The 23,941-nt window shown below is 70.8% G+C and carries 22 protein-coding genes; 16 read left to right on the plus strand and 6 right to left on the minus strand.

The annotated features are described in order from the left end of the window. Positions 1–132: 132 nt before the first annotated feature. Positions 133–2,211: a S46 family peptidase gene (locus HG543_RS19910; protein WP_169346391.1), complete on the minus strand. Its 2,079-nt coding sequence runs from the start codon at positions 2,209–2,211 to the stop codon at positions 133–135. 133 nt (positions 2,212–2,344) lie between these two features. On the opposite strand from HG543_RS19910, the gene HG543_RS19915 reads away from it, so the two are divergent. Together HG543_RS19915 and HG543_RS19920 are read left to right on the plus strand one after the other, a co-directional pair. Continuing rightward, a complete protein-coding gene (locus HG543_RS19915; protein ID WP_169346392.1) occupies positions 2,345–3,484 on the plus strand; it encodes an esterase/lipase family protein in 1,140 nt (379 codons plus the stop codon). 41 nt (positions 3,485–3,525) lie between these two features. Next, positions 3,526–3,915: a hypothetical protein gene (locus HG543_RS19920; RefSeq protein ID WP_169346393.1), complete on the plus strand. Its 390-nt coding sequence runs from the start codon at positions 3,526–3,528 to the stop codon at positions 3,913–3,915. 50 nt (positions 3,916–3,965) lie between these two features. Here HG543_RS19920 and HG543_RS19925 read toward each other — a convergent pair whose 3' ends face one another. Beyond that, a complete protein-coding gene (locus HG543_RS19925) occupies positions 3,966–4,889 on the minus strand; it encodes a LysR family transcriptional regulator (RefSeq protein ID WP_169346394.1) in 924 nt (307 codons plus the stop codon). Positions 4,890–5,070: 181 nt separating this feature from the next. Between HG543_RS19925 and HG543_RS19930 the strand changes: the two genes are divergently transcribed. The 3 genes from HG543_RS19930 to HG543_RS19940 all read left to right on the plus strand — a co-directional run bounded on the left by HG543_RS19930 (position 5,071) and on the right by HG543_RS19940 (position 6,941). Next, a complete protein-coding gene (locus HG543_RS19930; RefSeq protein WP_169346395.1) occupies positions 5,071–5,724 on the plus strand; it encodes a hydrolase in 654 nt (217 codons plus the stop codon). 85 nt (positions 5,725–5,809) lie between these two features. Beyond that, a complete protein-coding gene (locus tag HG543_RS19935) occupies positions 5,810–6,406 on the plus strand; it encodes an NADPH-dependent F420 reductase (protein ID WP_169346396.1) in 597 nt (198 codons plus the stop codon). 121 nt (positions 6,407–6,527) lie between these two features. Beyond that, positions 6,528–6,941: a hypothetical protein gene (locus tag HG543_RS19940; protein WP_169346397.1), complete on the plus strand. Its 414-nt coding sequence runs from the start codon at positions 6,528–6,530 to the stop codon at positions 6,939–6,941. Here HG543_RS19940 and pdxR read toward each other — a convergent pair whose 3' ends face one another. Continuing rightward, on the minus strand, positions 6,942–8,408 hold the full coding sequence (gene pdxR / locus HG543_RS19945; protein WP_169346398.1) for a MocR-like pyridoxine biosynthesis transcription factor PdxR: 1,467 nt from the start codon (positions 8,406–8,408) through the stop codon (positions 6,942–6,944). A 132-nt stretch (positions 8,409–8,540) separates the two neighbouring features. Between pdxR and HG543_RS19950 the strand changes: the two genes are divergently transcribed. Further along, positions 8,541–8,996 (plus strand): rhodanese-like domain-containing protein, encoded by a 456-nt coding sequence (locus tag HG543_RS19950; protein ID WP_169346399.1) that lies wholly within the window; start codon positions 8,541–8,543, stop codon positions 8,994–8,996. Positions 8,997–9,008: 12 nt separating this feature from the next. On the opposite strand, the gene HG543_RS19955 is transcribed toward HG543_RS19950, so the two are convergent. Then, a complete protein-coding gene (locus HG543_RS19955; RefSeq protein WP_169346400.1) occupies positions 9,009–10,169 on the minus strand; it encodes a TonB C-terminal domain-containing protein in 1,161 nt (386 codons plus the stop codon). A gap of 113 nt (positions 10,170–10,282) precedes the next feature. On the opposite strand from HG543_RS19955, the gene HG543_RS19960 reads away from it, so the two are divergent. Continuing rightward, positions 10,283–12,538: a carboxypeptidase-like regulatory domain-containing protein gene (locus HG543_RS19960; RefSeq protein ID WP_169346401.1), complete on the plus strand. Its 2,256-nt coding sequence runs from the start codon at positions 10,283–10,285 to the stop codon at positions 12,536–12,538. Between the two features lie 39 nt (positions 12,539–12,577). Then, positions 12,578–14,332 (plus strand): carboxypeptidase regulatory-like domain-containing protein, encoded by a 1,755-nt coding sequence (locus tag HG543_RS19965; protein WP_169346402.1) that lies wholly within the window; start codon positions 12,578–12,580, stop codon positions 14,330–14,332. Between the two features lie 7 nt (positions 14,333–14,339). On the opposite strand, the gene HG543_RS19970 is transcribed toward HG543_RS19965, so the two are convergent. Further along, a complete protein-coding gene (locus HG543_RS19970; RefSeq protein ID WP_169346403.1) occupies positions 14,340–15,677 on the minus strand; it encodes an endonuclease/exonuclease/phosphatase family protein in 1,338 nt (445 codons plus the stop codon). A gap of 111 nt (positions 15,678–15,788) precedes the next feature. After that, a complete protein-coding gene (locus HG543_RS19975) occupies positions 15,789–16,280 on the minus strand; it encodes a DUF4442 domain-containing protein (protein WP_169346404.1) in 492 nt (163 codons plus the stop codon). Between HG543_RS19975 and HG543_RS19980 the strand changes: the two genes are divergently transcribed. From HG543_RS19980 to HG543_RS20015, 8 genes are all read left to right on the plus strand, one after another. Then, positions 16,279–17,895 carry a flavin monoamine oxidase family protein gene (locus tag HG543_RS19980; RefSeq protein WP_169346405.1) on the plus strand — a complete coding sequence of 539 codons (1,617 nt, stop codon included), beginning with the start codon at positions 16,279–16,281 and terminating at the stop codon, positions 17,893–17,895. The genes HG543_RS19975 and HG543_RS19980 overlap by 2 nt on opposite strands. Positions 17,896–17,983: 88 nt before the next feature. After that, positions 17,984–18,538 carry a DNA starvation/stationary phase protection protein Dps gene (dps, locus tag HG543_RS19985; protein ID WP_169346406.1) on the plus strand — a complete coding sequence of 185 codons (555 nt, stop codon included), beginning with the start codon at positions 17,984–17,986 and terminating at the stop codon, positions 18,536–18,538. 117 nt (positions 18,539–18,655) lie between these two features. Continuing rightward, entirely contained in the window at positions 18,656–19,498 is an 843-nt protein-coding gene (locus tag HG543_RS19990) for an SDR family oxidoreductase (protein ID WP_169346413.1), read from the plus strand. Beyond that, complete coding sequence (locus HG543_RS19995; protein WP_169346407.1) at positions 19,495–20,127, plus strand: glutathione S-transferase family protein; 633 nt, start codon at positions 19,495–19,497, stop codon at positions 20,125–20,127. The genes HG543_RS19990 and HG543_RS19995 overlap by 4 nt, the downstream gene beginning before the upstream one ends. Positions 20,128–20,261: 134 nt before the next feature. Beyond that, on the plus strand, positions 20,262–20,579 hold the full coding sequence (locus HG543_RS20000) for a hypothetical protein (protein ID WP_169346408.1): 318 nt from the start codon (positions 20,262–20,264) through the stop codon (positions 20,577–20,579). Between the two features lie 179 nt (positions 20,580–20,758). Further along, positions 20,759–21,262 carry a hypothetical protein gene (locus tag HG543_RS20005; protein WP_169346409.1) on the plus strand — a complete coding sequence of 168 codons (504 nt, stop codon included), beginning with the start codon at positions 20,759–20,761 and terminating at the stop codon, positions 21,260–21,262. A 5-nt stretch (positions 21,263–21,267) separates the two neighbouring features. Next, entirely contained in the window at positions 21,268–21,807 is a 540-nt protein-coding gene (locus HG543_RS20010; RefSeq protein WP_169346410.1) for an inorganic diphosphatase, read from the plus strand. Beyond that, entirely contained in the window at positions 21,808–22,707 is a 900-nt protein-coding gene (locus HG543_RS20015) for a CHAD domain-containing protein (protein ID WP_169346411.1), read from the plus strand. The last annotated feature ends 1,234 nt before the right edge of the window (positions 22,708–23,941 follow it).

Genomic DNA, 23,941 nt, shown 5'->3' on the forward strand with positions numbered 1-23,941 from the left:
TCTTACCCCTGACACTCCTCCGCCAGTTGCCCGCCCTCTCCCCGCCGGGGGGAAGCCTGACTGATGGCTCCATCTTTTGAGAAAACGGGAGGCCAGCTTCAGAGCCAACCTCCCGGGTCCTCCGGGTGGGGACTACTTCGCGGGCGATGAGGCCACGTCGCTCGCGGCGCGCAGCTCCTTCACCACCCGGGTAGCGCCATAGACGTGCTCCAGGGCGGCGAGGAGCCCGTCTCCGTGCACGGCCACCGCGCGATTGGTCTCCGGCACGTACGCGTACCGGCCGCCGAGCGAGTGCAGGTTGCCGTCGAAGATGAGGCCCACCACGCGCCCGTCGCGGTCCACCACGGGCGAGCCGGAGTTGCCGCCGATGATGTCGTTGGTGGTGGCCATGTCCAGCGGCGTCTCGGGGGGCACGCGGCCCTGGGCCTTCAGCCAGCTGTCGGGCAGCTTGAAGGGGTCCTTGCCGGTGTGGCGCGCATACGCGCCGCCGAAGGTGGTGAGCGGCGCCACGGCGCGGCCATTCTCGTCCCAGCCCTTCACCTGCCCGGCATTGAGGCGCAGGGTGAAGGTGGCGTCCGGGTAGCCGGAGGTGCCGTACACGGCCAGGTGCGCCTTGGCGATGCGCTCACCGTTGCGCTTGAGCACCGCCTCCACGGTGTCCTCGTAGCGCTTGCGGACGGCGCGGGCCTCGGCGTCCACCTTGCGCGCGAAGACAATCATCGGGTCCTTCGACGCGTCGATGGCGGCCTTGCCGCCCTCCAGCAGGGCCTTGCGCACCTTCACGTCACCCAGCTTCGTGCCCTTCACCAGCGCGCGGGCGAGGTCGGCGGGGGCCTCGCGGCCGAGCACCTGGTGGACGAACGGGTCATCCGCGCCCAGCGTCTCGCGCAGGCGGTTGAGGCCGAAGCCCAGGAGCGCCTGCTCCAGCTCGGCGGCGATGGGCGCCTCGCGCAGCAACTGCTGGCGCAGCGTGGGGAGCTGGGCCTCGGTGTACTCGCGCAGCCGCTCCGCGTTCGGCTTGGACTGCTCGTCGGACAGGCGCACCAGGTCGCGCGCCAGGGTGAACAGCTCGCCGGGGTACGCCTCGCCCTGCTCCTTCATCCGGTACTCGGGGAGCATGCGGCGGTACGCGTCGAGCGCCTGGGCAATCTCCTCCCACGCGCCCTGGGTGGCGGCCTTCGCCTGGGGGTTGGCGTCCACGCGCTTGCGCAGCTCGGCCTCCTCCTGGCGCTTGCGGGCCAGCAGCGCCGGGTCGGCCAGGGCCTGATGCCGGCCGCGCAGCGCCTTCAGCCCGTTCTCCACGCCGCGCAGCCGCGAGCGCGTGGTGCGGTAGCGCTCCGGCGAGGCGTTGACGAACTCGCGCAGCATGCCGCGCACCTCGGAGAGGCCCAGCAGGGTGTACGGCAGGTTGACGTCGCGCTGGAACTCCAGCTCGGCCACGGTGGCCTTGCGCTCGGTGCCGCCGGGGTGGCCGGAGACGAAGACGAGGTCGCCTTCCTTCGCGCCCTGCTTCGCCCAGGGCAGGTAGTGCGGGCTCTTCGCCGGCGCGTCGCCCTGCCACACGCGCAGGAAGGCCGCGTCGTAGCCGAAGCGGGGGAAGTTGAAGTTGTCCGGGTCCCCGCCGAAGGCGGCCATGGAGAACTCGGGCGCGAAGACGAGCCGCACGTCCTGGAAGCGGCGGTACTGGTACAGGTGGTACTTGCCCCCGTTGAAGAGCGTCACCACGTCACAGCGCACGTCGGCGGACGTGGCACACTCGGACTCGGCCGCGGCCATCTCCTTCTTGAGGGCGGTGTTGAAGGCGGCGCCGGACAGGCCCTTCGTCGCCGCGTTCATCCGGGCGGTGACGTCCGTCATCTTCTCCAGCTGGTTGGCCTCCACCTTGGGGCAGCGGCGCTCCTCGGCGGACGTCTTCGCCAGGAAGCCCCGGGCGAGCAGGTCCTCCTTCGGCGAGGACAGGTCCACGATGCACTCGCGAATGCAGTGGTGGTTGGTCATCACCAGGCCGTCGGGCGACACGAAGCTGGCGGAGCAACCACCGGCCAGCCGCACCGAGCCGAGGCGGACCTTGTCCAGCCACTCCTGCGTGGGCGTGAAGCCGTACGCCTTCTTCACGGCCTCCGAGGGAAAGGCGTCGTAGGTCCACATCCCCTCGTCCGCGGCGGCGGGGAGGGAGATGAACAGGGCAAGTGCGAGCAGTCCGCGGTCCACGTGCGGTCGTCCTTCCAGAATGACGGAGAGTGGGAGCGCCGTTCTCTTCCCGAGAACAGGCAGGCGTCAACCCGTGGGCTGAACATGCATTCCCGAGGAGAATCACGCGTCGCGTCAGGTATGTTGCGGAGCAATGGCAGCGAAGCACCACATCTATCTCGTCCCCGGCTTCTTCGGCTTCATCAACCTGGGCGAGCTCATCTACTTCGGCCACGCCTACGACTACCTGAAGGCGGAGCTGGGCCGCCGGGGCGTGGACGCCGAGGTGGTCATCGTGCTGTCCCACCCGACGGCCTCCATCCGCACGCGCACGGCGGACCTCCTGAAGGCCGTGAAGGACACGGCGAGCGGGGACGACGGCCCCATCCACCTCATCGGCCACTCGACGGGCGGGCTGGACTCGCGGCTGTTCGTGAGCCCGGGGGCGCAGCTGTCCCAGGGGCTGGAGTTGGAGCCCTTCGCGCAGCGGGTGCGCTCGGTGGTGACGGTGTCCACGCCGCACGCGGGCACGCCACTGGCCACGTTCTTCATGGGGCTGTTCGGCCAGAAGATTCTCAAGCTGCTGTCGCTGTTCACCGTGTACGTGCTGCGCTTCGGGCGGCTGCCGCTGCGGGTGGCGTTCCGCTTCGGGCACGTGCTGGCGCGGGCGGACGACAACCTCGGCTGGAAGCCCACGCTGCTGGACCAGCTCTACGACCAGCTGCTGGGGGACTTCTCCTCCGAGCGGCGGGACGCGGTGGCGAAGTTCCTGAGCGACGTGGGCAACGACACGTCGCTGATTCCGCAGCTCACGCCGGAGGGCATCGACCTCTTCAACGCGAGCACGGTGGACCGGCCGGGGGTGCGGTACGGCTCGGTGATTACGCAGTCGCGGCCGCCGTCCTTGCGCACGCGCATGTCCGCGGGGCTGGATCCGTACGCGCAGCTGACGCACACGATTTATGCGCTCGTCTATGGGCAGACGCAGCGGATGCCGCTGACGGCGATTCCGCCGCACACGCCCGCGCAGACGGCGGCGCTGGTGCAGGCGTACGGGGCGCTGCCGGGGCCCACGGCGTGTGACGGCATCGTCCCCACGCGCTCGCAGGTGTACGGGCGGGTGCTGGCGGCGGTGCGGGCGGACCACCTGGATGCGATTGGCCACTTCGACCAGCCGGCGCACCAGCCGCCGCACGTGGACTGGCTCATCTCCGGTTCCGGCTTCCGCCGGCCACAGTTCGAGGCCATGTGGAAGAGCATCACCGACTTCCTCATGGAGGATGAGGCGCGTTGAGCGAAACTCACACGCGCGGGAGCCGCACGCTCCTGGGAGCCATGCTCCTCCTGTCTCAGCTGGGATGTCAGTTCTGGAAGAAGCAGTATGAGGCCCCCCTCGCACCACCAGAGGTCGCGGCCACCATCCAGTTTCCCGAGTGGAAGCAGGAGGAACTCCGCATCCTCCAAGGGCCGCACCTCAAGGCCCTGCAGATTGCCACCAACGACTTCCGCCCTCCAGGCAAGGCGCCCCCCAAGAACGCGGACGCGCTGACACAGTGCCTGCATCGACTGGACACCTACGATGTCTGGCTCATGCGCGGTGATGCAGTGACGTTCATCCACTTCACTCCCAAGGAAGATGAGCGCTGCGGAATCGAACCTCTCCCAGCCGATATTGGCGCGAGCTACGCAATCAGCGACGACGGCGTCATCCTCAAGCGTCAATGAGGGGGGGAGTGCCTCGTCCACCCGCGCGACGCGCTCACCTGGGCTCCGTGTCACACCGCGGAGAGCAGCCGGGCCAGGCCCTTCCGCTTGAACTCCGCCGTGACGAAGTCCACGAACACGCGCGTCTTCGCGGGCAGCTGCCGGTGCCCGGGGTAGTAGAGCGCTATCGGGCCGATGTCCGCGTGCCAGTCCGGCAGCACCCGCACCAGCGTTCCCTCCCGCAGGTGCGGCACCACATCCACCGTCGACACGAAGGCGATGCCCAGTCCCATCAGGGCCGCCTGCGTGAGCGCCTCGGGGTCGTTGAAAATCACGCGCGCCGGCATCTCCCCGCCGACCTGGTCGCCCTCGCGGTTGCGCAGCGGCCACGTGCGGATGCGGCCGGTCTGCGGTGAGCGCAGCACCAGTCCATCATGGCGCTTCAGGTCCGCGGGCCTCCGGGGCGGCGCGCGCAGCGCCAGGTACGATGGCGAGGCCACCGCGACGATGTGGGCCCGCGCCAGCTCACGCGCCGCCATCCCCGTGGGCAGCTCGAAGCCGCCGCCAATCGCCGCGTCGAAGCCTTCCTTGATGATGTCCACCCGCCGCGTGTCGAAGTGCCAGTCCGGGACGACGCCGGGGTACTTCGCGAGGAAGTCCTTCAACAACGGCACGAGGTAGCTCCGTCCGAGCACCGGCGCCATGCTCACCTTCAGCATCCCGGACGGCTTGCCCGCCGACGTGGTCACGTTGGCGATGGCCGACTGGAGCGTGTCGAGCCCGCCGCTGACGTCCTGCAGGAAGCGCTCGCCCGACTCGGTCAGCGTCAGCCCGCGCGTGCTGCGCTGGAACAGTCGCACGCCCAGCTTCTTCTCCAGCCGCGCCACGTTCTGACTCACGCCCGCGGGTGTCAGCCCCAGGCTGCGCGCCGCCGCGGAGAAGCTCGAGGACTGCGCGCTGCGGACGAAGGACTCCAGCGTGATGAGGGTCTCCATGCGCCGCGAGGTTAGAGGGCTCCGGGGCCGCTTTAAACATTGTGTTTAAAGAGCTTCGGCGAGCCGCCGGCTACTGGGCCAGGCGTCGCGTCGGCATTGTTCTTTCCATCAGCAACCCGGCGCCGCCGAGCGGGCGCCGGGTTCCAACCCACGCAGTCCCCCCCAACAACGGAGAACGACAATGAACGCCACCAACTCGAAGGCCGGTCTCGGCGCGATGCTCACCCCCGACAACTGCGCGCTCATCCTCATCGACCACCAGCCGTTCCAGTTCGCCGGCCTGCGCAGCCACGACACGCAGAGCATCATCAACAACGTGGTGGGCCTGGCGAAGGCCGCGAAGATGTTCAACGTGCCCACGCTGCTGACCACGGTGCTGGAGGAACGCGGCGGCTACCTCCTCCCGCAGCTCCAGGCCGTCTTCCCCGAGCAGAAGCCCATCAACCGCACCTTCATCAACACGTGGGAGGACACCCGCGTCGTCGAGTGGGTGAAGAAGACGGGCAAGAAGAAGATCGTCATGGCCGCGCTGTGGACGGAGATCTGCCTGGCCTTCCCGGTCATCCACGCGCTCGGCGAGGGCTACGAGGTCTACTTCGTCACCGACGCCTCGGGCGGCGTCTCCCTGGAGGCGCATGAGGTGGCCATCCAGCGCATGATCCAGGCCGGCGGCGTGCCCCTCACCTGGACCGTGTTCGCCTCCGAGCTGCAGCGCGACTGGGCCCGCACGGACACCGTGCCCAACCTGGCCAAGCTGCTGGTCGACCACATGGGCAACGTCGGCACTAGCTTCACCTGGGAGCAGCAGCTGCTCGCCACGCCCCCCGAGAAGTGAAGCGCGGCTCCCCGGGGTCACCCGTGTGGGTGGCCCCCGAGCCGTGCGGCACCATCACCGCATTCGAACGAATCAGGAGTGTGTCATGAGGATTGGAATCATCGGCGCGGGCAGCATCGGTCAGGCCCTGGCGGGGCACATGGTGAAGTCCGGCCATGAAGTCGTCGTCAGCAACAGCCGCGGTCCGGAGTCGCTGGCGGGCCTCGTCGCGAAGCTCGGCCCCGGAGCGCGGGCGGGCACGCGGGAGGAGGCCGCGAAGGCGGAGCTGGTGGTGCTGTCGGTGCCGTGGGAGCAGGTGCCCGAGGCACTGTCCGGACTGCCCGCGTGGAACGGCCGCATCCTGCTCGACGCGACCAACCCGGTCCTCCTGCCCGGCTTCCGCCTCGCGGACCTGAAGGGGAGCACGTCGAGCGAAATCGTAGCGTCGCTCGCTCCGGGCGCACGGGTGGTGAAGGCCGCCAACACACTGCTCGCCGCCGTGCTCGCGGCGGACCCCAGGCACGCCACCGGCCGCCGCGTGCTCTTCATGTCCGGTGACGACGCGGGCGCGAAGACGGAGGTGCGCGGCCTCTTCGAAAAGGTGGGCTTCGCCCCCATCGACCTCGGCCCGCTGGCCAATGGGAAGCTGCAGCAGTTCCCCGGTGGCCCGCTCGCGGTCATCAACCTGCTCAAGCAGGATTGATACTTGATGACACGGTTGTATCGGCGTGTCGGGGGATGAGCGATTTCGTGACGATGTGACTTGGTTCCGCTCGCGGGGAATGGTTGCTTCCGCCTTCCCCCTCACCCTGAAAGGTGTACCCATGCGGAACCTTCTTGCTGTGTCCCTCGTCTCGTTCTCCCTGCTCACCGTGGCCTGTGGCAGCGCGACGCCCGAGCAGACTCCGGCCCCCGCGGAGCAGAAGCAGGGCCTCAACGCCGTCGGCACGGGCTGTAACGCCGACTCGGAGTGCGCCAGCGGCCTGTGCTGGGTCGAGGCGGATTCGTACCCGTACTACAACCCGTACTGGATTCGCGCCGACAGCTGCACCGAGGAGTGCGGCGGCCTCCAGGACACGTACTGCCAGCAGCTCGCCGCGGAGTACAACGCTCCGTACCCCGAGCAGGCGCGCTGCATCCCCGCTCGCGGCGTCTACGACAACAACCCGGATGACCACTCCGTCTTCATCTGTGACCTGATTCCCGCCGGCCTCGGCAAGGTCCACTGGGTGGAGTAGTCACAACAGCCGCGCGAGCGCGCGGACGGCGTCGCGCAGCCCGGCGGGGCTCGTACCGGAGAATCCCAGTACGAGCCCCTGCTCTTCACGGCGCCCCAGGTACAGCGGTGACAGCCTGCGAGCCCCGAGCCTCTTCGTGTCGGCGCGCTGGACGATGTCCAAATCACGCAGCCCTCGCGCGAGGAACGCGGTGACGTGCATGCCCGCCTCCGCCGCACCGGGCACCAGCCCTCCATCCACCTCGCGGCGCAAGGCATCCAGCAACACATCCCGGCGCTCCGCGTAGGCCAGCCGCATCTGCCGCAGGTGCGCCACGTAGTGCCCCGCCTCCATGAAGTGCGCCATCGCCGCCTGATGGAGCAGCGGCGCATGTCCGTCCGTGGCGGCGCGCGCGGCGGTGAAGGCCTCCACCAGCGCGTCCGGCACCACGAGGAAGGCCAGCCGCAGCGAGGGAAACATCACCTTGTTGAACGTGCCCGCGTAGAGGACACGCCCCGCCACATCCAGCCCCTGGATGGCCGCCAGCGGGCGCGTGGCGTAGCGGAACTCGCTGTCGTAGTCGTCCTCCAGGACCCACGCGCGCGCGGAGCGGGCCCACTCCAGCAGCGCCAGCCGGCGGGGCAGGCTCAGCGTCACGCCCAGCGGGTACTGGTGGGAAGGCGTGACGTAGGCCAGCCGGGCCTTCGCGGCGCGGCTCACGCCCACGTCCACGCGGAGCCCCTCCGCGTCCACCGGCACGGGAAACACGCGCGCTCCCGCGGACTCGAACGCGGCCCGCGCGCCGAGGTAGCCCGGCTCCTCCAGCCACACGCCCTCCCCTTCATCCAGGAGCATCCGCGCGGACAAGTCCAACGCCTGCTGCGTGCTGGAGAGCACGAGCACCTGCCGCCACTCGCAGCGCACGCCGCGCGCCGTGCCCAGGTGCGCCGCGATGGCCTCTCGTAATGGACGGAAACCCGCGGGCTCGCCAGCGGTCATCGACTCCGGCCCCAGCAGCCGGGCCTGCCGGGCCACGGCGCGGCTCCACAGGCGCGTGGGGAACAGGTCCAGCGCGGGCAGGCACGGCGTGAAGGGCCGCACGTCCCGGGGCTCCGGCGGGAGCACGTCCCGCGACAGGCGCTGTCCCCGGCGTGACAGGACGGGCCTGGACTCCCGATGGCGCGGAGCGGACGGCGAGGTCCGGGGCAGCCGGGCATGTTCCGGCAGGGCCACCACACTGCCGGAGCCCACGCGCCGCTCCAGGAAGCCCTCCGCGTCGAGCTGCGCGAACGCCCCCTCCACCGTGCCCCGGGACACGCCCAGCTCGCGGGACAGCGTGCGCGTGGAGGGCAGGCGGCTGCGCGGCGCGAGCGCACCGGAGAGGATGGACTCCCGCAGCCGCTCGTAGAGCTGGTGGTGCAGCGGCGCCCCTTCCCCGCTGTCCAGTGCGAGAAAAGGCAGTGACACCCCGGCGGCCCGCTTCGGCATGGACCCATGAAGCCAGGGCAGGGCCTCGTGAGCAACCGTCAAAATGGTCCATTCCTCTGGCACACATTGGCGCTGTCCGTCGGACCACTTCAGGAGCACATTTCCGTGCGTCGCAGTCACCGGAGGCCTTCCATGACCACGCCCGTTAGCCCCTTCTCATTCGTCCTCGAAACGCCCGCCGCCACGCCCGAGGAGGCTCGGCGTCACTTCCTCGCGAAGCTGTCCGTGGAGACGGACCCGGCCGACGTGCAGCTCGACCTGGAGCGCGGCAAGAAGGGCTTCGTCGTCGTGGACGTGCGCGCGAAGGAGGCCTACGCGGAGCGGCACGTGCCCGGCGCGTTCAACCTCCCCGCGCGCACCATCAGCGCGGAGACGACGGCGCACCTGAGCAAGGACGACGTCATCATCACCTACTGCTGGGGCCCGGGCTGCAACGGCTCCACCAAGGCGGCGGCGCGCTTCGCCGCGCTGGGCTTCCGCGTGAAGGAGATGATTGGCGGCATCGAGTACTGGGTGAAGGAGGGCCACGCCACGGAGGGCACGGCTCCGCGCGGCACGCCCGTGTACGCGAAGCGCGGCGACACCTGAGCGCCTCCGCGCTCAGTAGATGCCAATCAGGTGGATCTGCACCCTCGGGTTGCCGAGGAACTCCTTGAGCCGCCAGCGGGTGCGCATCCCGTCGTCGTGGATGCCCACGCCAGCATCCCCCCCGGGCGGCGCATCCGCCTGGGCGAGCGCGTCGCGGAGCTGGGACATGGCCCACTCGTCGAAGGTCTTGTCGCCCGAGCCCTCGATGACCTTGAGCTCCACCAGCTTGCCGTCGCGGTCCTGCCGCACCTCGACCACGGCGGCGAGCGCGAGGACGGGCTCGGTGACGTCGATCATGTACATGTTCGCGGCGCGTCCGGCCTCCACCGCCGCCTGGAAGCGATTGCGCTGCTCCAGCCGGTGGTCACGCGGCCCGCTCGGCGCGATGGGGCTGCCCGTCTTGCCGAAGCGCTCGATGGAGTCCACCTGCTCGCGCTTCATCCGCGCGGCCAGCACCTTCAGGTCCGGCGGCGGCGGGTTGACGAGCTTCTTCGAGAAGTCCTTCTGGAGCCGCGAGAAGTACGGACCGGGCGCCCCGCTCTCCGCGCGCGCGCTCGCCAGCGCGTCCTTCGCCCACCCGTCCACCTTCTGTCGCGCCTCTTCGGCCTCGCGCGCGGCGATGGCCTTCGGATCCGGCTCCGAGCCCGGAACGTTGCGAATCGTGCGCCCCGTGGACGGAGGCTTCCCCGTGAGGCCCTGTCCCAGCAGGTGGTCCGGAACCAGGATGGGCCGGTCCGGGTCCTTCGCGGCGACGCGCGGGGCGTCCTCCGCCAGGGGCGAGGGAGCCTCGGACGCCTCTGCGTTGCCTGGGGGCGCCGCGTCCTGGGGCGTGGTCGCCACGGGGGCCCTGGGCTCCTCTTCCCGCTTCGGCCGCTCCGCGCGGCGCGAGGGAGGAGGACTCACCCGGTCGGGCGGTCGCGCCGTCGGCTCCGGAGCAGGCGGCGTCTCGGGCTTCGCGGGTGGGGAGATGAACTCCAGCTCCACGACCTCACGCCGCGCCGAGGACGAGGAACGCGCGGACGGGACCCGCGACAGCGCGAAGAAGAGCGCCGCGTGCAGGAGCACCGAGAGCAGCAGTGTGAGGCCCAGCCGGGAGCGACGTGACACGGAGGACAGCTTGCCTCGCGAGGCGCCCCACGGGAAGCGCTCCGCGGTCCGAGGCCGACCTCTCACGCCATCCTGCCTGCTCTACACGAGCCCGGTCTGTTTCCTTGTATTTCGTTGTTTGCCGATGGGCACTTCTCCCCTCCCCGGAAAAGCCGGGCGGCCCGGCGTACACTCGGCCCATGCGTCATTCCGTCGCCCTGTGCTGTCTGCTGCTCCTGCCCACCGTGGCGCTCGGAGCGCGGGTCAGCGGCACGGTGGTGGATGCGAGGAGCGAGCCCTTCACCGCCGCGGCGCTGGAGCTCGCCCGGACCTCCAGTGGCACGGTGGTCGCACGGGCGAAGTCCGACGAGGACGGCCAGTTCGGCTTCGACGTTCCCCCTGGCCATTACCGGCTGCGCGTGCACGCCCCGGAGCTGTGCGCCCCTCACGAACAATCCCTGACGGTGGCGAAGGGCCAGGCGGTCGAGACGCTCCCGCTCCAGCTTCACCGCTGCGTCCGCGTCACGGGCCGTGCCCTGGGCTCGGAGGGCGCCCCGCTCGCGGGCGGCAGGGTGACACTGCACTGGCTTCAGGCCCGGGTGCCCGACCAGACCGCCACCACGGACGCGGAGGGACGGTTCGACTTCCCCCGAATCCCCCAGGGCAGGGTCCGGGTGCATCTCATGGACACGACCGGCGGGGAGCTGCTGTCCACGGTCCGGATGACGGCGCCCCGCACGCTGGAGGTTCGCGGAGGCGCCCGGGTGCTCCCGATTCTCATCCGCGGCTTCGGCGGAGAGCCGCTGGAAGGTGTCGAGGTCCTCCTCGTGCCCGAGCCACGCGACGGCGCCAACCTGCGGAGACACACGGATGCGCGCGGCATCGCGGGGGTCCCCGTCCAGCCTCCGGGACGCTACCGGCTCATGGCGACCTGGTACCGGAAGGACGACGGGTTCCACCGCCAGACCTGGCGCGATGTCGAGCTGAAGCCCGGTGCCCCCGAGTCCTCGCGACTGGAGCTGCGCTTCGAGAAGGACGCCTACTCCACCACGCTCTCCGGGCGTGTCCGGGCAGCGGATGGCACCTTCCTCTCCGACGCCGAAGTCACCGCCATCCGGCGCACCCGCTCCGTGCCGCTGGACGATGACTTCCTCAGTGAGGACACCTGGCCCTACGAGACCGCGACGATTCGCACGGACGCGGAGGGACGCTTCACCCTTCGCGACCTGCGCGAGGGCGAGTACACGCTGACCGCGACTCACGCCCGCGGGTATGGCGAGGCGCTCGCGGTGGCGGGAACCTCCCACTTCGAGTTCACACTCGACCCGGGCTGCCCGAGCAGCGCCACCGGCCGCGTGGTGGACGAGCACGGCGCTCCGGTCCGCCGCTTCCAGATGCTCCACCTCGACGTGGAGGACCCGGAGGGCCGCTTCCATTCCAAGGGCCAGTGCCAGCTGTTCTTCAAGGCCAAGGGCTTCATCACCCGCGAGGTCGACGTTCCCCGCTCCTCCACCCAGGCCCCGGTATCACTGCCGGACGTCGTGCTCACGCGAGGCCGCACCCTCGCGGGCAGGGTCGTGCGTGCGGATGGAAGGGCGGCGCTCGGGTACACGCTCTCCGCCGAGTGGCCGGGCAACGTGGCCGACTCCGTGTCGCAGCCCATCGATGCCAGCGGGCGCTTCTCCCTGGGGCCCCTTCCTCGGGACACAGAGGTGATGCTGACGTTGAGGTCGCACCATCACGTGCTGCGCCAGCGCGTGCCTCCCAGCCACGAGGGCGAGCTCACGCTCCACGTGCCCGCATTCGATGCGCGACTGGAGGTCCGGGCCCTGTCCGCGACGGGCGCTCCGCTCGCGGAGGTCGAGGTCACCGCCGAAGGCGCGGCGGGGGCGTTCAGCGTCCGCGCGAGCAACTCGCACGAGGTCGACCTGGAGCTTCCCTCCGGGCTCTATCAGGTGCGAGTGACGGGCAAGGCGGACCCGAAGAGCGCCTCCACGGCGGTTCCCGCCCGCTTCTTCCCATGGAAGGTCCAGGTCCCCGGCCAGGGCACCACCACGCTCGAGCTCCGCGCCGTCCAGGGCCCCGGAGCGCTGCGCGTGCTGCTGCCCGCGTGGTCCCACTGCGACGAAATCCTCGTCGTGCCCGGCGAGCACTCCTGGCCCGACCAGCTGGGCGCCACCGAGGACTTCCGGGACACCGGGGCCCACGTGGCGACGGACGACGACCGGGAGACGGTGAACGTGGGGGCGGAGCTGATGTCCATCCGCATGTCCTCCATCATGCGGGACTTCAGTCACCTCGTGCCCGGCACGTACACGGTCTTCGCCAAGAGCTTGAAGGGCGACACCTACGGGCGGGGAATGCTCTTCCGCGAGGTCATCCAGGTCGACGGCCCCGGGCGCCAGCTCGTCCAGGTCCGCTTCGAGGGCCCACAGGCGCGCGAGCTGCCCTGGTAGTGACGTAGGTCGACACCATCAAGGCTAGAGTCGAACGGCATGTGGCTGCGTCTCCTCACCCTGGTCTCGCTGCTCCTCTCCACCGCGACGCTCGGAGCAGACACGTCCGACGCCGGTGTGCCGTCAGCGCCCGTCCGCATGCTCCGGGTCCGCGTGCTCGACTCCGAGGGAGCGCCACTGGCGCGCGGCAGGGTCCAGCTCGTCCCCGAGCCGTTGGAGGGACTCCAGGCGTGGCTGGACCTGGACGGCCGTGGAGAGGCGAACCACCCCGCCCCCTCCCCCGGGAGCTACCGGCTGATTGCGTACTGGAAGGTGGAGGGCCAGTTCCGGCGCTACGTCTGGGAGGACCTGGAGCTGCGGCCCGGCACGGACGACGAGCGCGTGGAGCTTCGCTTCGCTCCGGCTTCCGCGCCGCCCATCTCGGGACAGGTGCGGAACCTGGACGGCCTTCCCGTGGCCGGTGTCACAGTGGAGGCGCGCCAGCAATTCCCCTCCGTGCCGCTGGACGGAGCCTTCCTCCGCAACTCCGCGTGGCCTCGCGAGCTCGTGGCCGCCGTCACGGACGCCGAGGGCCGCTTCACCCTGCGCCCCATGCGTGAGGGCGACTACGGCCTCGACGTGACACACGAGGAAGGCCTGGGCCGGGTCACTGCCCGGACCGGAGGCCCCGCGGTCGACATGAAGCTCGTCCCCCGCTGCGCGAGGACCGCTTCCGGCCGCGTGGTCGACGAGCGCGGCGCTCCCATCCGGAGCTTCCAGGTGGGCTCGCATCGCTTCCGCGACGCACAGGGACGCTTCAAGCTCGGGAACGCCTGCTATCTCAACATCGAAGCCGCGGGCTTCGTGGCCCACGGCGGCCCGCTGCTCAGCCACCCGTCGAAGCACGTGGACGTGCCCGACATCGTGCTCGAACGCGGACGCCAGCTCACGGGGCGCGTGCTGGGCCCGGACGGCACGCCGCGAAAGGACGTCCTGCTCTCCGCGCACTGGGAGGGCATCACGTCCCGTCCCGATGATGCGCGCTCCGAGGCCTCGGGCCGCTTCTCCCTCGGGCCGGTTCCCACGGGGCGGGAGGTGACGCTGACCGCGACCTGGGACGGAAGCTCGGTGCGGCAGCGCATTCCGCCCGGGAAGGACGGCAAGGTCACCTTCCGGCTCCCCGCCGAGAAGGCCCGCCTGGAGGTGCGCGTCCTCAATGCCCCGGGAGCCGTCCTCCCGGGAGCGGAAGTCCAGGCGCGGAGCGACGCGGGCACCTTCACCCTGCGCACGGACAGCTCCGGCCAGGCAACGCGGAGCGTGCCCGCCGGAACCTACGAGGTCCGCGTCAGCCGCGAGCCGCGCCCCGAGCCCCGGACACCGCGCCGCTTCGCGCCCCTGAGCGTCCAGGCCGTGGAGGGAGACACGGCCGCGGTCGAACTCCGGGCACAGCCCCCGGGCACCGGCCGGCTCCGCGTCCTGCTCCCCGCCCCATCGCACTACGAGAACATCCACGTCGTTCCCGGCGCGCACGACTGGCCCAACGACGCCCGGGAGCTGGGCAGGCTCCTGGAGCCCGGGCTGGCCGCCGACTCACAGGCGGACGTCTGGGCCCAGAAGAACGTGCCGCTCATCGGCTACACGTCTCAGGAGGACTACAGCGGGCTGGTGCCCGGCCCCTACACGGTGTTCGCCACGAACCCGTACGACGACGGCCCGAAGCTGCTGCTCTTCCGGAAGGTCGTCCACCTCCCGGGCTCCGGGCGTCAGGTCGTCCAGGTCCGCTACGAGGGCGAGGACACGCGCAGGCTGCCGTGACGGCCGCTCAGAAAATCTCGGTGTAGCCCACGTAGTCGTGGTCGGTGGTGTCGCGGGTGTCCCGCTCGTACGGGTTGCCGTTGTTCGGGTGCGGATCGAAGCCGACCTCCGTCTCCACCTGCGCGCTGTTGCGGGTATCGATGCCGGAGGTGGTCCAGATCTGGTCGATGTTGCCGCCGTGCTCGCCGGGGCCGCCCACGACCTGCTCCAGTCCCACGGCCGCGAAGTGCTCACGGACCTGCTCGGAGTACGAGTTGAAGTCGCCCATCACCATCACCTCGCGCGCCGGCGGGCCCTTGCTCTCGGCGGCGGCAATCTGCGCGATGTACGCCAGCTGCGCGTCCCGCAGCGACTCGGGCTCGACGGCCACGTGGACGTTGATGAGGGTCTGCTCGGTGCCGTCCGGGTTCCTCACGCGGGTGACGAGCGCGGAGCGCGGCTCGGAGGCCGTGTCGGCCCCGGAGTTCGGCAGGCCGCGGAGGCGCTCGTTGTCGGCCGCCAGCCGGTCGCGCTCCTCCGGCGTGAGCTGGCCGTCGGCCAGGGCGGCGATCTCCGCGGGCGAGGCCCCCGTGACGGTGTCGAGCGTCTTGGTACGCCCCTCGGCGTGAGTGGTGTGGGACGGCAGCACCACGGTGTACGCCTCCGTGACCTGCTGGGGCGCCGCCACGTAGATGGCGTTGCCGTAGGTAGCATTCGCGCCGGTGTCCCCTCCGATGGAGCGGTCGTCGCCGGAGAAGGACTCGCCGGTGACGAGGGCGCCTTCCGGCGTCTGGTAGAGGGTGGTGCCGTCGCTGCCCGTGCGCTTCGCGGTGGGAGGGGCCGGCTCGTGGATGTCGATGGACTCCTTCACCCCGCCGTTCATGAAGACGCGGAAGCTGTCGTCGACGCGCGCGACGACGTCGAGCGCGGTGTTCACCTCGCCGCTGCGCGAGACGCCCGAGTCCACCTCCTGGAACGCGACGATGGAGGCGCCCGACTTCCGGATGAGCTCGGCCTGAGCCTCGCGGTTCTGCGGGGTGCGGTACTCCGCGCCCGCGCCATTGGCGGTGTTGAACGTGAGCACGCCGGTGCCGCCCGGCCTCTTCAAGGGCACTTCATTGGGGCGGATGGGCTCGGAGTGACCGTGGCGGATGGGCGAGGGGTTGAGCTCGGGCTTCCGGAAGAAACCCCCTCCGGGGCGCGGCGCCGGGGTGAAGGAGTCCTGGAACCGCACCGGGGACTGCTGGGCAGCGACGGGCTTCGCGGTGGTTGCGGCGGGCTTCTGGGGAAGCTCCGTGCGGGCGGGCGGCTTGGGCGCGGTGCGCTGCAGGTAGGCCTTACGGGCGGCGGGGCTCCAGAGGCTCATGGGGGGTGTCCTCGGTCAGGGGGCGGAAGCTGCGTGTGCCGAGGGGTACGCAGCTGCCCGCGAGACGGTTACAGGGGAATTTCCCCACCGTGAGCATGGCCCCCGGGTCACTCAGTACCGCTTCAGCACCGCGAGGAAGCGCGCGTCCGCGATGTGCTTCCCCTCGAAGTCCTCCAGCCTCACCGGAACCCACTGCCGGGCTTTGTCGCCTGGTTGACGGAGTCCGGCGTCGAGGGAGCGGAAGACGTCCTCGGGCGGCTCGCAGATGGCGCGCACGCCGCCCTTCGCCTTGGCGTGGAAGGACACCTCCAGCTGGTCCACCAGCGCGTTGTAGCGGCCGGGCGGGAAGCGGCGGAAGAGCCACAGCCCCATGGTCAGCTCCATCACCGTCACCTGCGCGCCGAGGTACACGCCGCCCACGTGGTTGCGCGTGCGCCGCCGCAGCGGCACGGACGCGCGCGTCCGCGTGTCGCTCGCGTCCTCCACCTTGAAGCCCATCACCGCCGACAGCGGGATGATGTTCTTCACCGCCACCGTCAGCAGCGCATTCGCCGCCGAAGGTGACACCTGACGCAGCCGTTCCACGAGGTCGAGCGCGAGCATGGGCGGCATCGTAGCGCCAGGGCGGGCACGGGGAGACGTCCGCGAAACGCCCCCATGGCCCCGAGGCTCCCGGCCGTACGCCCTGTCCTTCCCACCTCGTCCGGGCGAGACCGCACGGAGGACCCTGGCGAAGGCGCCGCTCCCGGGGAGCCAACACCCGCTGCTGGCGCGCCCCTCCCGACACGCACCCGGCGTAAAGTCCCGGGCCGGAGGCCACATGGACGCGAGCGCAGTGGATGCCGTCATCGTCGGTGCGGGAGTGGCGGGGCTCACCGCCGCGAGAGCCCTCCGCCGGGTCGGGTTCTCCGTGGCGGTGCTCGAGGCGCGGGAGCGCGTCGGTGGCCGCACCCTCTCCCAGTCCCTGGGGGGAGAGGTCGTGGACCTCGGCGGACAATGGGTGGGCCCCCAGCAGCGCCACGTGCTGCGCCTCGCGGACGAGCTGGGCCTCAGACGCTTTCCCCAGCACCACCGCGGCACCAAGGTGCTCGAAGTGCGCGGAGAGCGGCGCACCTATCGCGGCCAGGTGCCCTCGCTGCCGCTGCTGTCGCTCCTGGACCTCCAGCGCGTCATCTGGAAGCTGGACGGGCTCGCGAAGCGCGTTCCCCTGGAGCGTCCCGGCGCCGCGCCCCGGGCCGCCGAGTGGGACGCCCTCACGCTGGAGGAGTGGAAGCAGCGCCACGTCCCGACGTGGGGCGCCCGCGCCGCGCTGGACATCGCCACCCGCGCCGTCTTCGCCGCCGAGCCGTCCGAGCTGTCGTTCCTCCACTTCCTCTTCTACGTGCACTCCAACCACGGCCTGATGCCCCTGACCACCATCGAGGGCGGCGCCCAGGCCGAGCGCTTCACCGGCGGCGCCCAGACCCTCGGCCTGCGCATGGCCGGAGAGCTGGGCGCGCGCGTCCACCTCTCCACGCCCGTGCGCGCCGTGCTCCAGGACGAGGGCGGCGTCACCGTCACGGCGGACGGCGACCGCGCCTGGCGCGCACGCTACGCCGTGGTCGCCGTGCCGCCCGCGCTGGCCGAGCGCATCGACTTCGGCGCCGCCCTGCCCCCGGAGCGCCGCCGCGCCCACGCCGACCTGCCCATGGGCAGCGTCATCAAGGTGGTGGCCACGTACGAGCGCCCCTTCTGGCGCGAGGCGGGCTTCTCCGGCGAGGCCGTGAGCGACACCGGCCCGGTGCGCCTGTGCTTCGATGATTGCAGCGCCGACGGTCACCACCCGGCCCTGGTGGGCTTCTTCCTCGGGGAGACGGCGCGCCAGTGGACGCATCGCCCGCCCGCGGAACGTCGGCGCGCGGCGCTGGAGTCCTTCGCACGCTTCTTCGGTCCCCAGGCCCTGAGGCCCACGGCCGTCGCCGACCTGGACTGGATTGCCGAGCCCTGGAGCAAGGGCTGCTATGTCGGCCTCCCCCGCCCCGGCGCGCTCACCGCCATTGGCGACGCCCTGCGCGCGCCGTTCGGCCGGGTGCACTGGGCGGGCACGGAGACGGCCCTGGAGGGCTGCGGCTACCTCGACGGCGCGGTGGAGTCCGGCGAGCGCGCCGCCACCGAGCTGGCCGCACGCCTGAGCCTGCCGGCAACCAGTCCCTCGCGAGTCCAGGTCGTCACGGGCTAGCCCGCCTGCCCTCCTGCCGTCACGGCGTGGATTGGCGTCCACGGAAGGCGTCCCCACCCTAGGAAAGCCCTCTGGAGGAGGCCGGAACATGAATTTTCCCAGTCACGTGAATCTCCCCGCCGACGCTCGCGAGGAGCTCATCGAATTGCTCAACACCCTGCTGGCGGATTCCATCGACCTGCACTGGCAGATCAAGCAGGCCCACTGGAACATCCGCGGCAGCCACTTCTACAGCCGCCACGAGCTGTTCGACGACCTGGCCAAGCACGCGCGCAAGCAGGCCGACGAGTTCGCCGAGCGCGCCGGCACCCTGGGCGGCTACGCCGAGGGCACCATCCGCCTCGCGGCGAAGAACAGCGAGCTGCCCGAGTACGACCTGAACGCCGTGGACGGCGACGCGCACCTGAGGACGCTGGTGGAGCGCTTCGCGCGCTACGGGGCCAGCATCCGCAACGGCATCCACCGCTCCGACGAGCTGAACGACCCCGTCACCTCGGACCTGCTCACGCAGACGCTGGGCGAGGTGGAGCTGGACCTGTGGTTCCTGGAGAGCCACCTGCACGGTGACGCGCGCGCGGGCGTGCGCCGCGGTGGGGAGCGGGGCGCCGAGGGCATCTCGCCCCAGTCCACGCCCAACGCCTGACAGAGCGTTGACTCCCGGGCAGACCGCGCTCGCGGTTCGGCGAGCGCGCGGGGCCGCTCCGGCGTATAGAAGGCGTCCTCTCGACGTGGAGGGCGCCTTTTGACTTCACAGACGCGCATGGACGGGAAGGTCTGTCTCATCACCGGAGCCTCCGGTGGCATCGGCCTGGAAGCCGCCAAGGCACTCGCGGGCCTGGGCGCCACCGTGGTGCTGGTGGGACGTGACGCGGGCCGCACCGAGGCGGCCGTCAGCGCGGTGCGCGCGGCGGCGCCCGGCGCGAAGGTGGAGTGGCTGAAGGCCGACCTCACCTCGCTCCAGTCCGTGCGAGACCTGGCCGCCGCCTTCAAGGCGCGCTACTCGCGGCTGGACGTGCTGCTGAACAACGCGGGGCTCATCATCGACCGGCGCGAGGTGACGGTGGACGGGCTGGAGGCCACCATGGCCACCAACCACTTCGCGCCCTTCCTCCTGACGAACCTGCTCCTGGACGTGCTGAAGGCCAGCGCCCCGTCGCGCATCATCAACGTCTCGTCCGACGCGCACCTCGCCGGCAAGGTCGACTTCGACGACCTGCAGAGCGAGCGGAGCTACTTCGGCTTCCGCGTGTACGGCACGTCCAAGCTGGCCAACATCCTGTTCACCCGCGCCCTGGCGAAGCGGCTGCAAGGCACGGGCGTGACGGTCAATGCCCTGCACCCGGGCACGGTGCGCACGGGCTTCGGCCACAACACGAAGGGCTTCTTCCGCCACATCGTGAAGCTGGGTGCACCCTTCATGATTTCAGCGGAGAAGGGCGCGCGGACGTCCATCTACCTGGCGTCCTCGCCCGAAGTGGAGTCGGTGTCCGGGGAGTACTTCTACAAGTGCCGTCCGAGGTGGACGTCGTCCGCGGCTCGGGACGAGGCCCTCGCGGAGCGGCTCTGGCAGGTGAGCGCGCAGCTCACGGGAGTAAACGCATGATTGACCTGTACACGTTCGCGACGCCCAACGGGCGCAAGGTGTCCATCGCCCTCGAGGAGATGGAGCTGCCCTACAACGTCAAGGTGGTGGACATCACGAAGGGCGACCAGTTCAAGCCCGAGTTCCTGGCCATCAATCCCAACAACAAGATTCCGGCCATCGTGGACCACGCGACGGTGGACCACCGGCCGCTGACCGTCTTCGAGTCGGGCGCCATCCTGCTCTACCTCGCGGAGAAGACGGGCAAGCTGCTGCCCTCCAGCCCGCGCGGGAAGGCCGAGGTGACGCAGTGGCTGATGTTCCAGATGGGCGGCCTGGGGCCCATGTTCGGGCAGCTCGGGTACTTCACGCGCTTCAGCAAGGCGTACGTCCCGCATGCCATCGAGCGCTATCGCAACGAGTCCAAGCGCATCCTCGGCGTGCTGGACGAACAGCTCGGCAAGGGTGACTACGTGGCGGGGAAGTTCTCCATCGCGGACTGTGCCATCTACCCATGGGTGGCGGGCATGCGCGAGTACAACCCCGACATCTTCACGGGCCTGCGCAACGTGCCGCAGTACCTGGCGCGCGTGGGAAGCCGCCCGGCCGTGCAGCGCGGCATGGCGGTGCCGGACCTGAGCAAGAAGTAGGGCCCACGAGGCCGGGCGCGGAGCGGAAAGCCGCCGCGAGCCCTCAGGACTTCCCCTTATAGGCATTGAGCCTTCGTCACGCGGATGATGCGGATGGGCCCCGATGACCGGGGCCCACATCCCGAGGTGCCCGTATGACCCGGAAGCTCGTGCAGGGGTTCTTGATGGCGGCGGCGCTGGTGGTTCCCTCTGGCAATGCGCTGGCGTTCTGCATGGAGGGGGACACCATGGAGTGCATGTGTCCCGATGGCTCCTGGTCCCTCCGGTATTGCATCAACAGTCGCTTCGGCGCCTGCGAGTGCGGGGGTCTCCGCGAGGAGGACGAGGGCGCCTCGGTGTCGAAGGCCGAGGTGGCGGCGCGGCAGAGCCCCTCCGAGGCGGAGGCGGCGCTCAGTTGCGTGGACGCCTCGAAGCCCGAGCAGGCGCCGGCTCCGGCCAGCACCCGGGGCTGACCTTCCGGGTTGCCGCTCGCGGGTCACCGCGAAGGTGGCGTGGACTCGCGGGCACCAGGCCCCTTTTCACGTCTGGCGAGGCGACCCCGGTCCTCCCGCTTGAAGCAGGCCGGCCGGTCACCAGACGGGCAGGCGGTGTGGGGCCGGTCGCGCGCGCTGGGGTGCGTAGCTTGAGGGGTATGATGGAACCGCCTGTCTCGTCGCGGCCCCGCCTCCTCCTGCTCGCCCTGGGCCCGGGGCTCGTGGGTGCCACTTCGTTGACGCTCGTGCACGAGGGTGCCCGCCGGGTGCTGGAGCATCCGCCCCGGATGGACGTGCTGGGCAAGCGCGCGCTGAAGAAGGGCATCCGCGCCTTCGGTGGCCGGCCCGCGCACGGCAAGCGCCTGCACCAGCAGTCGCTCGCGGGCGACCTCGTGTCCAACAGCCTCTTCTACTCGCTGGTGGCGCTGGGCCGGCCGAAACGGCCGTACCTGCGCGGCGCGGTGCTCGGGCTGCTCGCGGGCCTGGGCGCGGTGGTGCTGCCGCCGTACCTCGGACTGGGCCAGGCTCCCAGCCGCGCGCGGCGGTCCACGTCGCTCCTCACCGTGGCGTGGTACACGCTGGGCGGGCTGGCCGCCGCGCGTGCCACCCGACGCCTCATCGACGCCCGCCCCGCCCTGGAGACGCCGGGCCCCGGCTGGTAGCCCACATGGCGACGGACCTCACCCGCCTGCCCCTGCGCGGGCAACAAGGAGCCTTCCACGTGGTCGTCGAGTCCCCGCGCGGCTCGACGGTGAAGCTCAAGTACGACACGGCGCTGAAGGCGTTCACCATCTCCCGGCCCCTGACGCGCGGGCTGCGCTACCCCTTCGACTGGGGCTTCATCCCCTCGACGCGTGGGCCGGACGGGGACCCGCTGGACGCGATGGTGTACTGGGACGACACCACCTGGCCCGGCGTGGTGCTGCCCTGCCGGGCGCTCGGCGTGTTGCAGGTGGACCAGAAGAAGCGCAACGGCCGGCCCGGAGACCGCGAGCGCAATGACCGCATCCTCACGGTGCCCATCTCCGCGACCCGCGCCGAGCACCTTCAGACATACCAACAACTGTCCAAGCGCGAGCGCGATGAGCTGGAGCACTTCTTCCTCACGGCCGTGCACTTCGCGGACAAGGACGCGCGCATCCTGGGCTGGGAAGGCCCGGAGGGAGCGGAGCGGATGCTGCGCCAGTTCGAACTGACGGAGGGCTGAGTGGCACAACCGATTCCCATCCGAGGCCTGGGCCCCGACACCCACCTGGGGCTGGCCGCGCGGCGCATCCTCGCGGGCCGGCTCGCGGACGTGCGCAGGCCGGAGGCACGGCTCGCGGACGGGCTCGACGACGAGTCCGTCCACGACATGCGCGTGGCCACCCGGCGCCTGCGCGCGGCGCTCCAGGTGTTCCGTCCGCTGGGCGGGCTGCGGAAGCTGGAGCAGCAGGTGAAGCGGGTGCAGGACGCGCTGGGCGACGTGAGGGACTTGCACGTGCAGGCGGCGTGGCTGGAGGGCGCGGCGCGCACGGTGGAGAAGGACAAGCCCGGCACGCGCGAGGGCATCACCGCGCTGCGGGACAAGCGGCTGGCGCACCTGGATGAGCGGGAGGCCCGGCTGCGCGAGGAGCTGGAGCGCTGGGTGGACAGGACGGTGCCCCGGCTCCTGCGCAAGCTGGACACGCTGGCGGACTCGCGGCGCTTCGGAGGCCGCCGCACCCGAAAGCACCTGCACTGGCGCGTGCGCCGCGTGCGCAAGCGCATGGAGACGTACGCCGAGGCGCCGGATGCAGAGGCCGCGCACGAGCTGCGCAAGGACTTGAAGAAGCTGCGCTACGAGCTGGAGGTCTTCGAGCCCGCCTTCCGCCGCACGGTGGACGCGCTGCTGGAGGTGCTGGTGCCGCTGCAGGACGAGCTGGGCGAGCTGCACGACGCCGACGTGCGGTTGGAGCTGTTCGAGCGGCTGGCCGCCGAGGCGAAGCCCCGCGAGCGCAAGGCGGCGCGGGCACTGCTGCCGAAGGTGCGGGAGGAGCGCGCGAAGCGCGCGGCGGAGCTGGCCCGCGAGATCCAGCGCTGGCACACGGAGGAGCTTCCCCGGCGGCTGCTCCGGATGCTCGCGTGACGGGCTACCCCCTTCAGGACACTCGGGCATGCCTGACGTGCTCCGTCATGGAAGATGGGCTGTAACAGCGGGGTGAGAGCCGAGTTGCGCAACGTCATGCCCGATTCCTTCAGGACGCCGGAAGGCACTGCACGGAGCAGGGCGCCGCCTGGCGAAGCTCGAACCGGAGCGGTGCACGCGGCAGGGGCGCGAGCACGCTCTCGCGCTGGAGGGCGTGTCCCGCTCCGGCAGGAGCCGTCACCCCGACGCAAGCCCGTCGCTCCGAGCGCTGATGTTCCGGAGTCGCGGGCCGTTGAAGCGTCCCCAGACACCTGACCCGAGTGCGGAGTCTCCACACTTTCCTCACCCGGGTCTTCCCTTCCGGATGCTTCCAGAGTCACGGCGCCCACATGCGACGCGCCCACGCCACCGGGCTCCGAGCCTTCCGTCGCAGCCCCCTCCTCCAGAGGAGGCGACGCGCCTGGCTCACCTGGCGCCGAGCCTTCTGTCGCAGCCCCCTCCAGCGGAGGAGTCCCAGCACCTTCCGCCTCGGCGCCTTCGGCGATAGCCCCCTCCAGCGGAGGAGTACCCGCGCCTTCCACCTCGGCGCCTTCGGTGCCAACGCCCTCCAGCGGAGGAGTACCCGCGCCTTCCACCTCGGCGCCTTCGGTGCCAACGCCCTCCAGCGGAGGAGTACCCGCTCCTTCCACCTCGGCGCCTTCGGTGCCAGCACCCTCCAACGGAGGAGTCCCCGCCCCTTCCACCTCGGCGCCTTCAGTGCCAGCGTCCTCCAGAGGAGGCGTTCGCCCGCCTCCGGCACCGGACTCCTCCTCCGCCGCCAGCGCCTTCCAGAGCACCCGTCCCATGAGACGGACGTTCTCCAGCGCGTCCTGCTCGTCTCCCCGTGCCACTGCCCGCACCAGCTCCGCCAGCGCTCCCCAGATGAGCCCCTCGCCCACCTGCACGCTTCCAGGCGCCAGCGCGCCCACGCGCTCACCGTGCGCCAGCACCTCCCTCACCAACTCCCGCGCCTGGGCACCCAGGGCCTCCGGCTCCAGCGAGTCCGGATGCCAGTGCATGAAGGTGAAGTGGAACAGCTCCGGCTTCCTCGTCGCGCACCACGCCAGGTCCTCCCAGAAGCTGTCGAAGACCTCGCGAAAGCTGCGCTCCGGCTGCTCCGGCGCCAGCTCGAAGTCCACGCGTGCGATGCGGCAGAGTTCGGTCTCGGCCCACTGGCGCACCTCCCGCGCGAAGC

This window comes from Pyxidicoccus fallax (genome assembly GCF_012933655.1).
GTDB classification, from domain to species: Bacteria; Myxococcota; Myxococcia; order Myxococcales; family Myxococcaceae; genus Myxococcus; species Myxococcus fallax.

What these genes read in the sequence shown, in the direction of transcription:
- HG543_RS19975 (WP_169346404.1), bottom strand. Translation starts at nt 16,280, where the DNA reads ATGCTCGCGCTCGACCTCGTGGAACGGCTGCGTCAGGTGTCACCTTCG.
- HG543_RS20000 (WP_169346408.1), top strand. Translation starts at nt 20,262, where the DNA reads ATGACCCGGAAGCTCGTGCAGGGGTTCTTGATGGCGGCGGCGCTGGTG.
- HG543_RS19935 (WP_169346396.1), top strand. Translation starts at nt 5,810, where the DNA reads ATGAGGATTGGAATCATCGGCGCGGGCAGCATCGGTCAGGCCCTGGCG.
- HG543_RS20010 (WP_169346410.1), top strand. Translation starts at nt 21,268, where the DNA reads ATGGCGACGGACCTCACCCGCCTGCCCCTGCGCGGGCAACAAGGAGCC.
- HG543_RS19925 (WP_169346394.1), bottom strand. Translation starts at nt 4,889, where the DNA reads ATGGAGACCCTCATCACGCTGGAGTCCTTCGTCCGCAGCGCGCAGTCC.
- HG543_RS19970 (WP_169346403.1), bottom strand. Translation starts at nt 15,677, where the DNA reads ATGAGCCTCTGGAGCCCCGCCGCCCGTAAGGCCTACCTGCAGCGCACC.
- HG543_RS19980 (WP_169346405.1), top strand. Translation starts at nt 16,279, where the DNA reads ATGGGCGGCATCGTAGCGCCAGGGCGGGCACGGGGAGACGTCCGCGAA.
- dps (WP_169346406.1), top strand. Translation starts at nt 17,984, where the DNA reads ATGAATTTTCCCAGTCACGTGAATCTCCCCGCCGACGCTCGCGAGGAG.
- HG543_RS19915 (WP_169346392.1), top strand. Translation starts at nt 2,345, where the DNA reads ATGGCAGCGAAGCACCACATCTATCTCGTCCCCGGCTTCTTCGGCTTC.
- HG543_RS19930 (WP_169346395.1), top strand. Translation starts at nt 5,071, where the DNA reads ATGAACGCCACCAACTCGAAGGCCGGTCTCGGCGCGATGCTCACCCCC.
- HG543_RS19960 (WP_169346401.1), top strand. Translation starts at nt 10,283, where the DNA reads ATGCGTCATTCCGTCGCCCTGTGCTGTCTGCTGCTCCTGCCCACCGTG.
- HG543_RS19990 (WP_169346413.1), top strand. Translation starts at nt 18,656, where the DNA reads ATGGACGGGAAGGTCTGTCTCATCACCGGAGCCTCCGGTGGCATCGGC.
- HG543_RS19950 (WP_169346399.1), top strand. Translation starts at nt 8,541, where the DNA reads ATGACCACGCCCGTTAGCCCCTTCTCATTCGTCCTCGAAACGCCCGCC.
- pdxR (WP_169346398.1), bottom strand. Translation starts at nt 8,408, where the DNA reads ATGCCGAAGCGGGCCGCCGGGGTGTCACTGCCTTTTCTCGCACTGGAC.
- HG543_RS19995 (WP_169346407.1), top strand. Translation starts at nt 19,495, where the DNA reads ATGATTGACCTGTACACGTTCGCGACGCCCAACGGGCGCAAGGTGTCC.
- HG543_RS19965 (WP_169346402.1), top strand. Translation starts at nt 12,578, where the DNA reads ATGTGGCTGCGTCTCCTCACCCTGGTCTCGCTGCTCCTCTCCACCGCG.
- HG543_RS19940 (WP_169346397.1), top strand. Translation starts at nt 6,528, where the DNA reads ATGCGGAACCTTCTTGCTGTGTCCCTCGTCTCGTTCTCCCTGCTCACC.
- HG543_RS19920 (WP_169346393.1), top strand. Translation starts at nt 3,526, where the DNA reads ATGCTCCTCCTGTCTCAGCTGGGATGTCAGTTCTGGAAGAAGCAGTAT.
- HG543_RS20005 (WP_169346409.1), top strand. Translation starts at nt 20,759, where the DNA reads ATGATGGAACCGCCTGTCTCGTCGCGGCCCCGCCTCCTCCTGCTCGCC.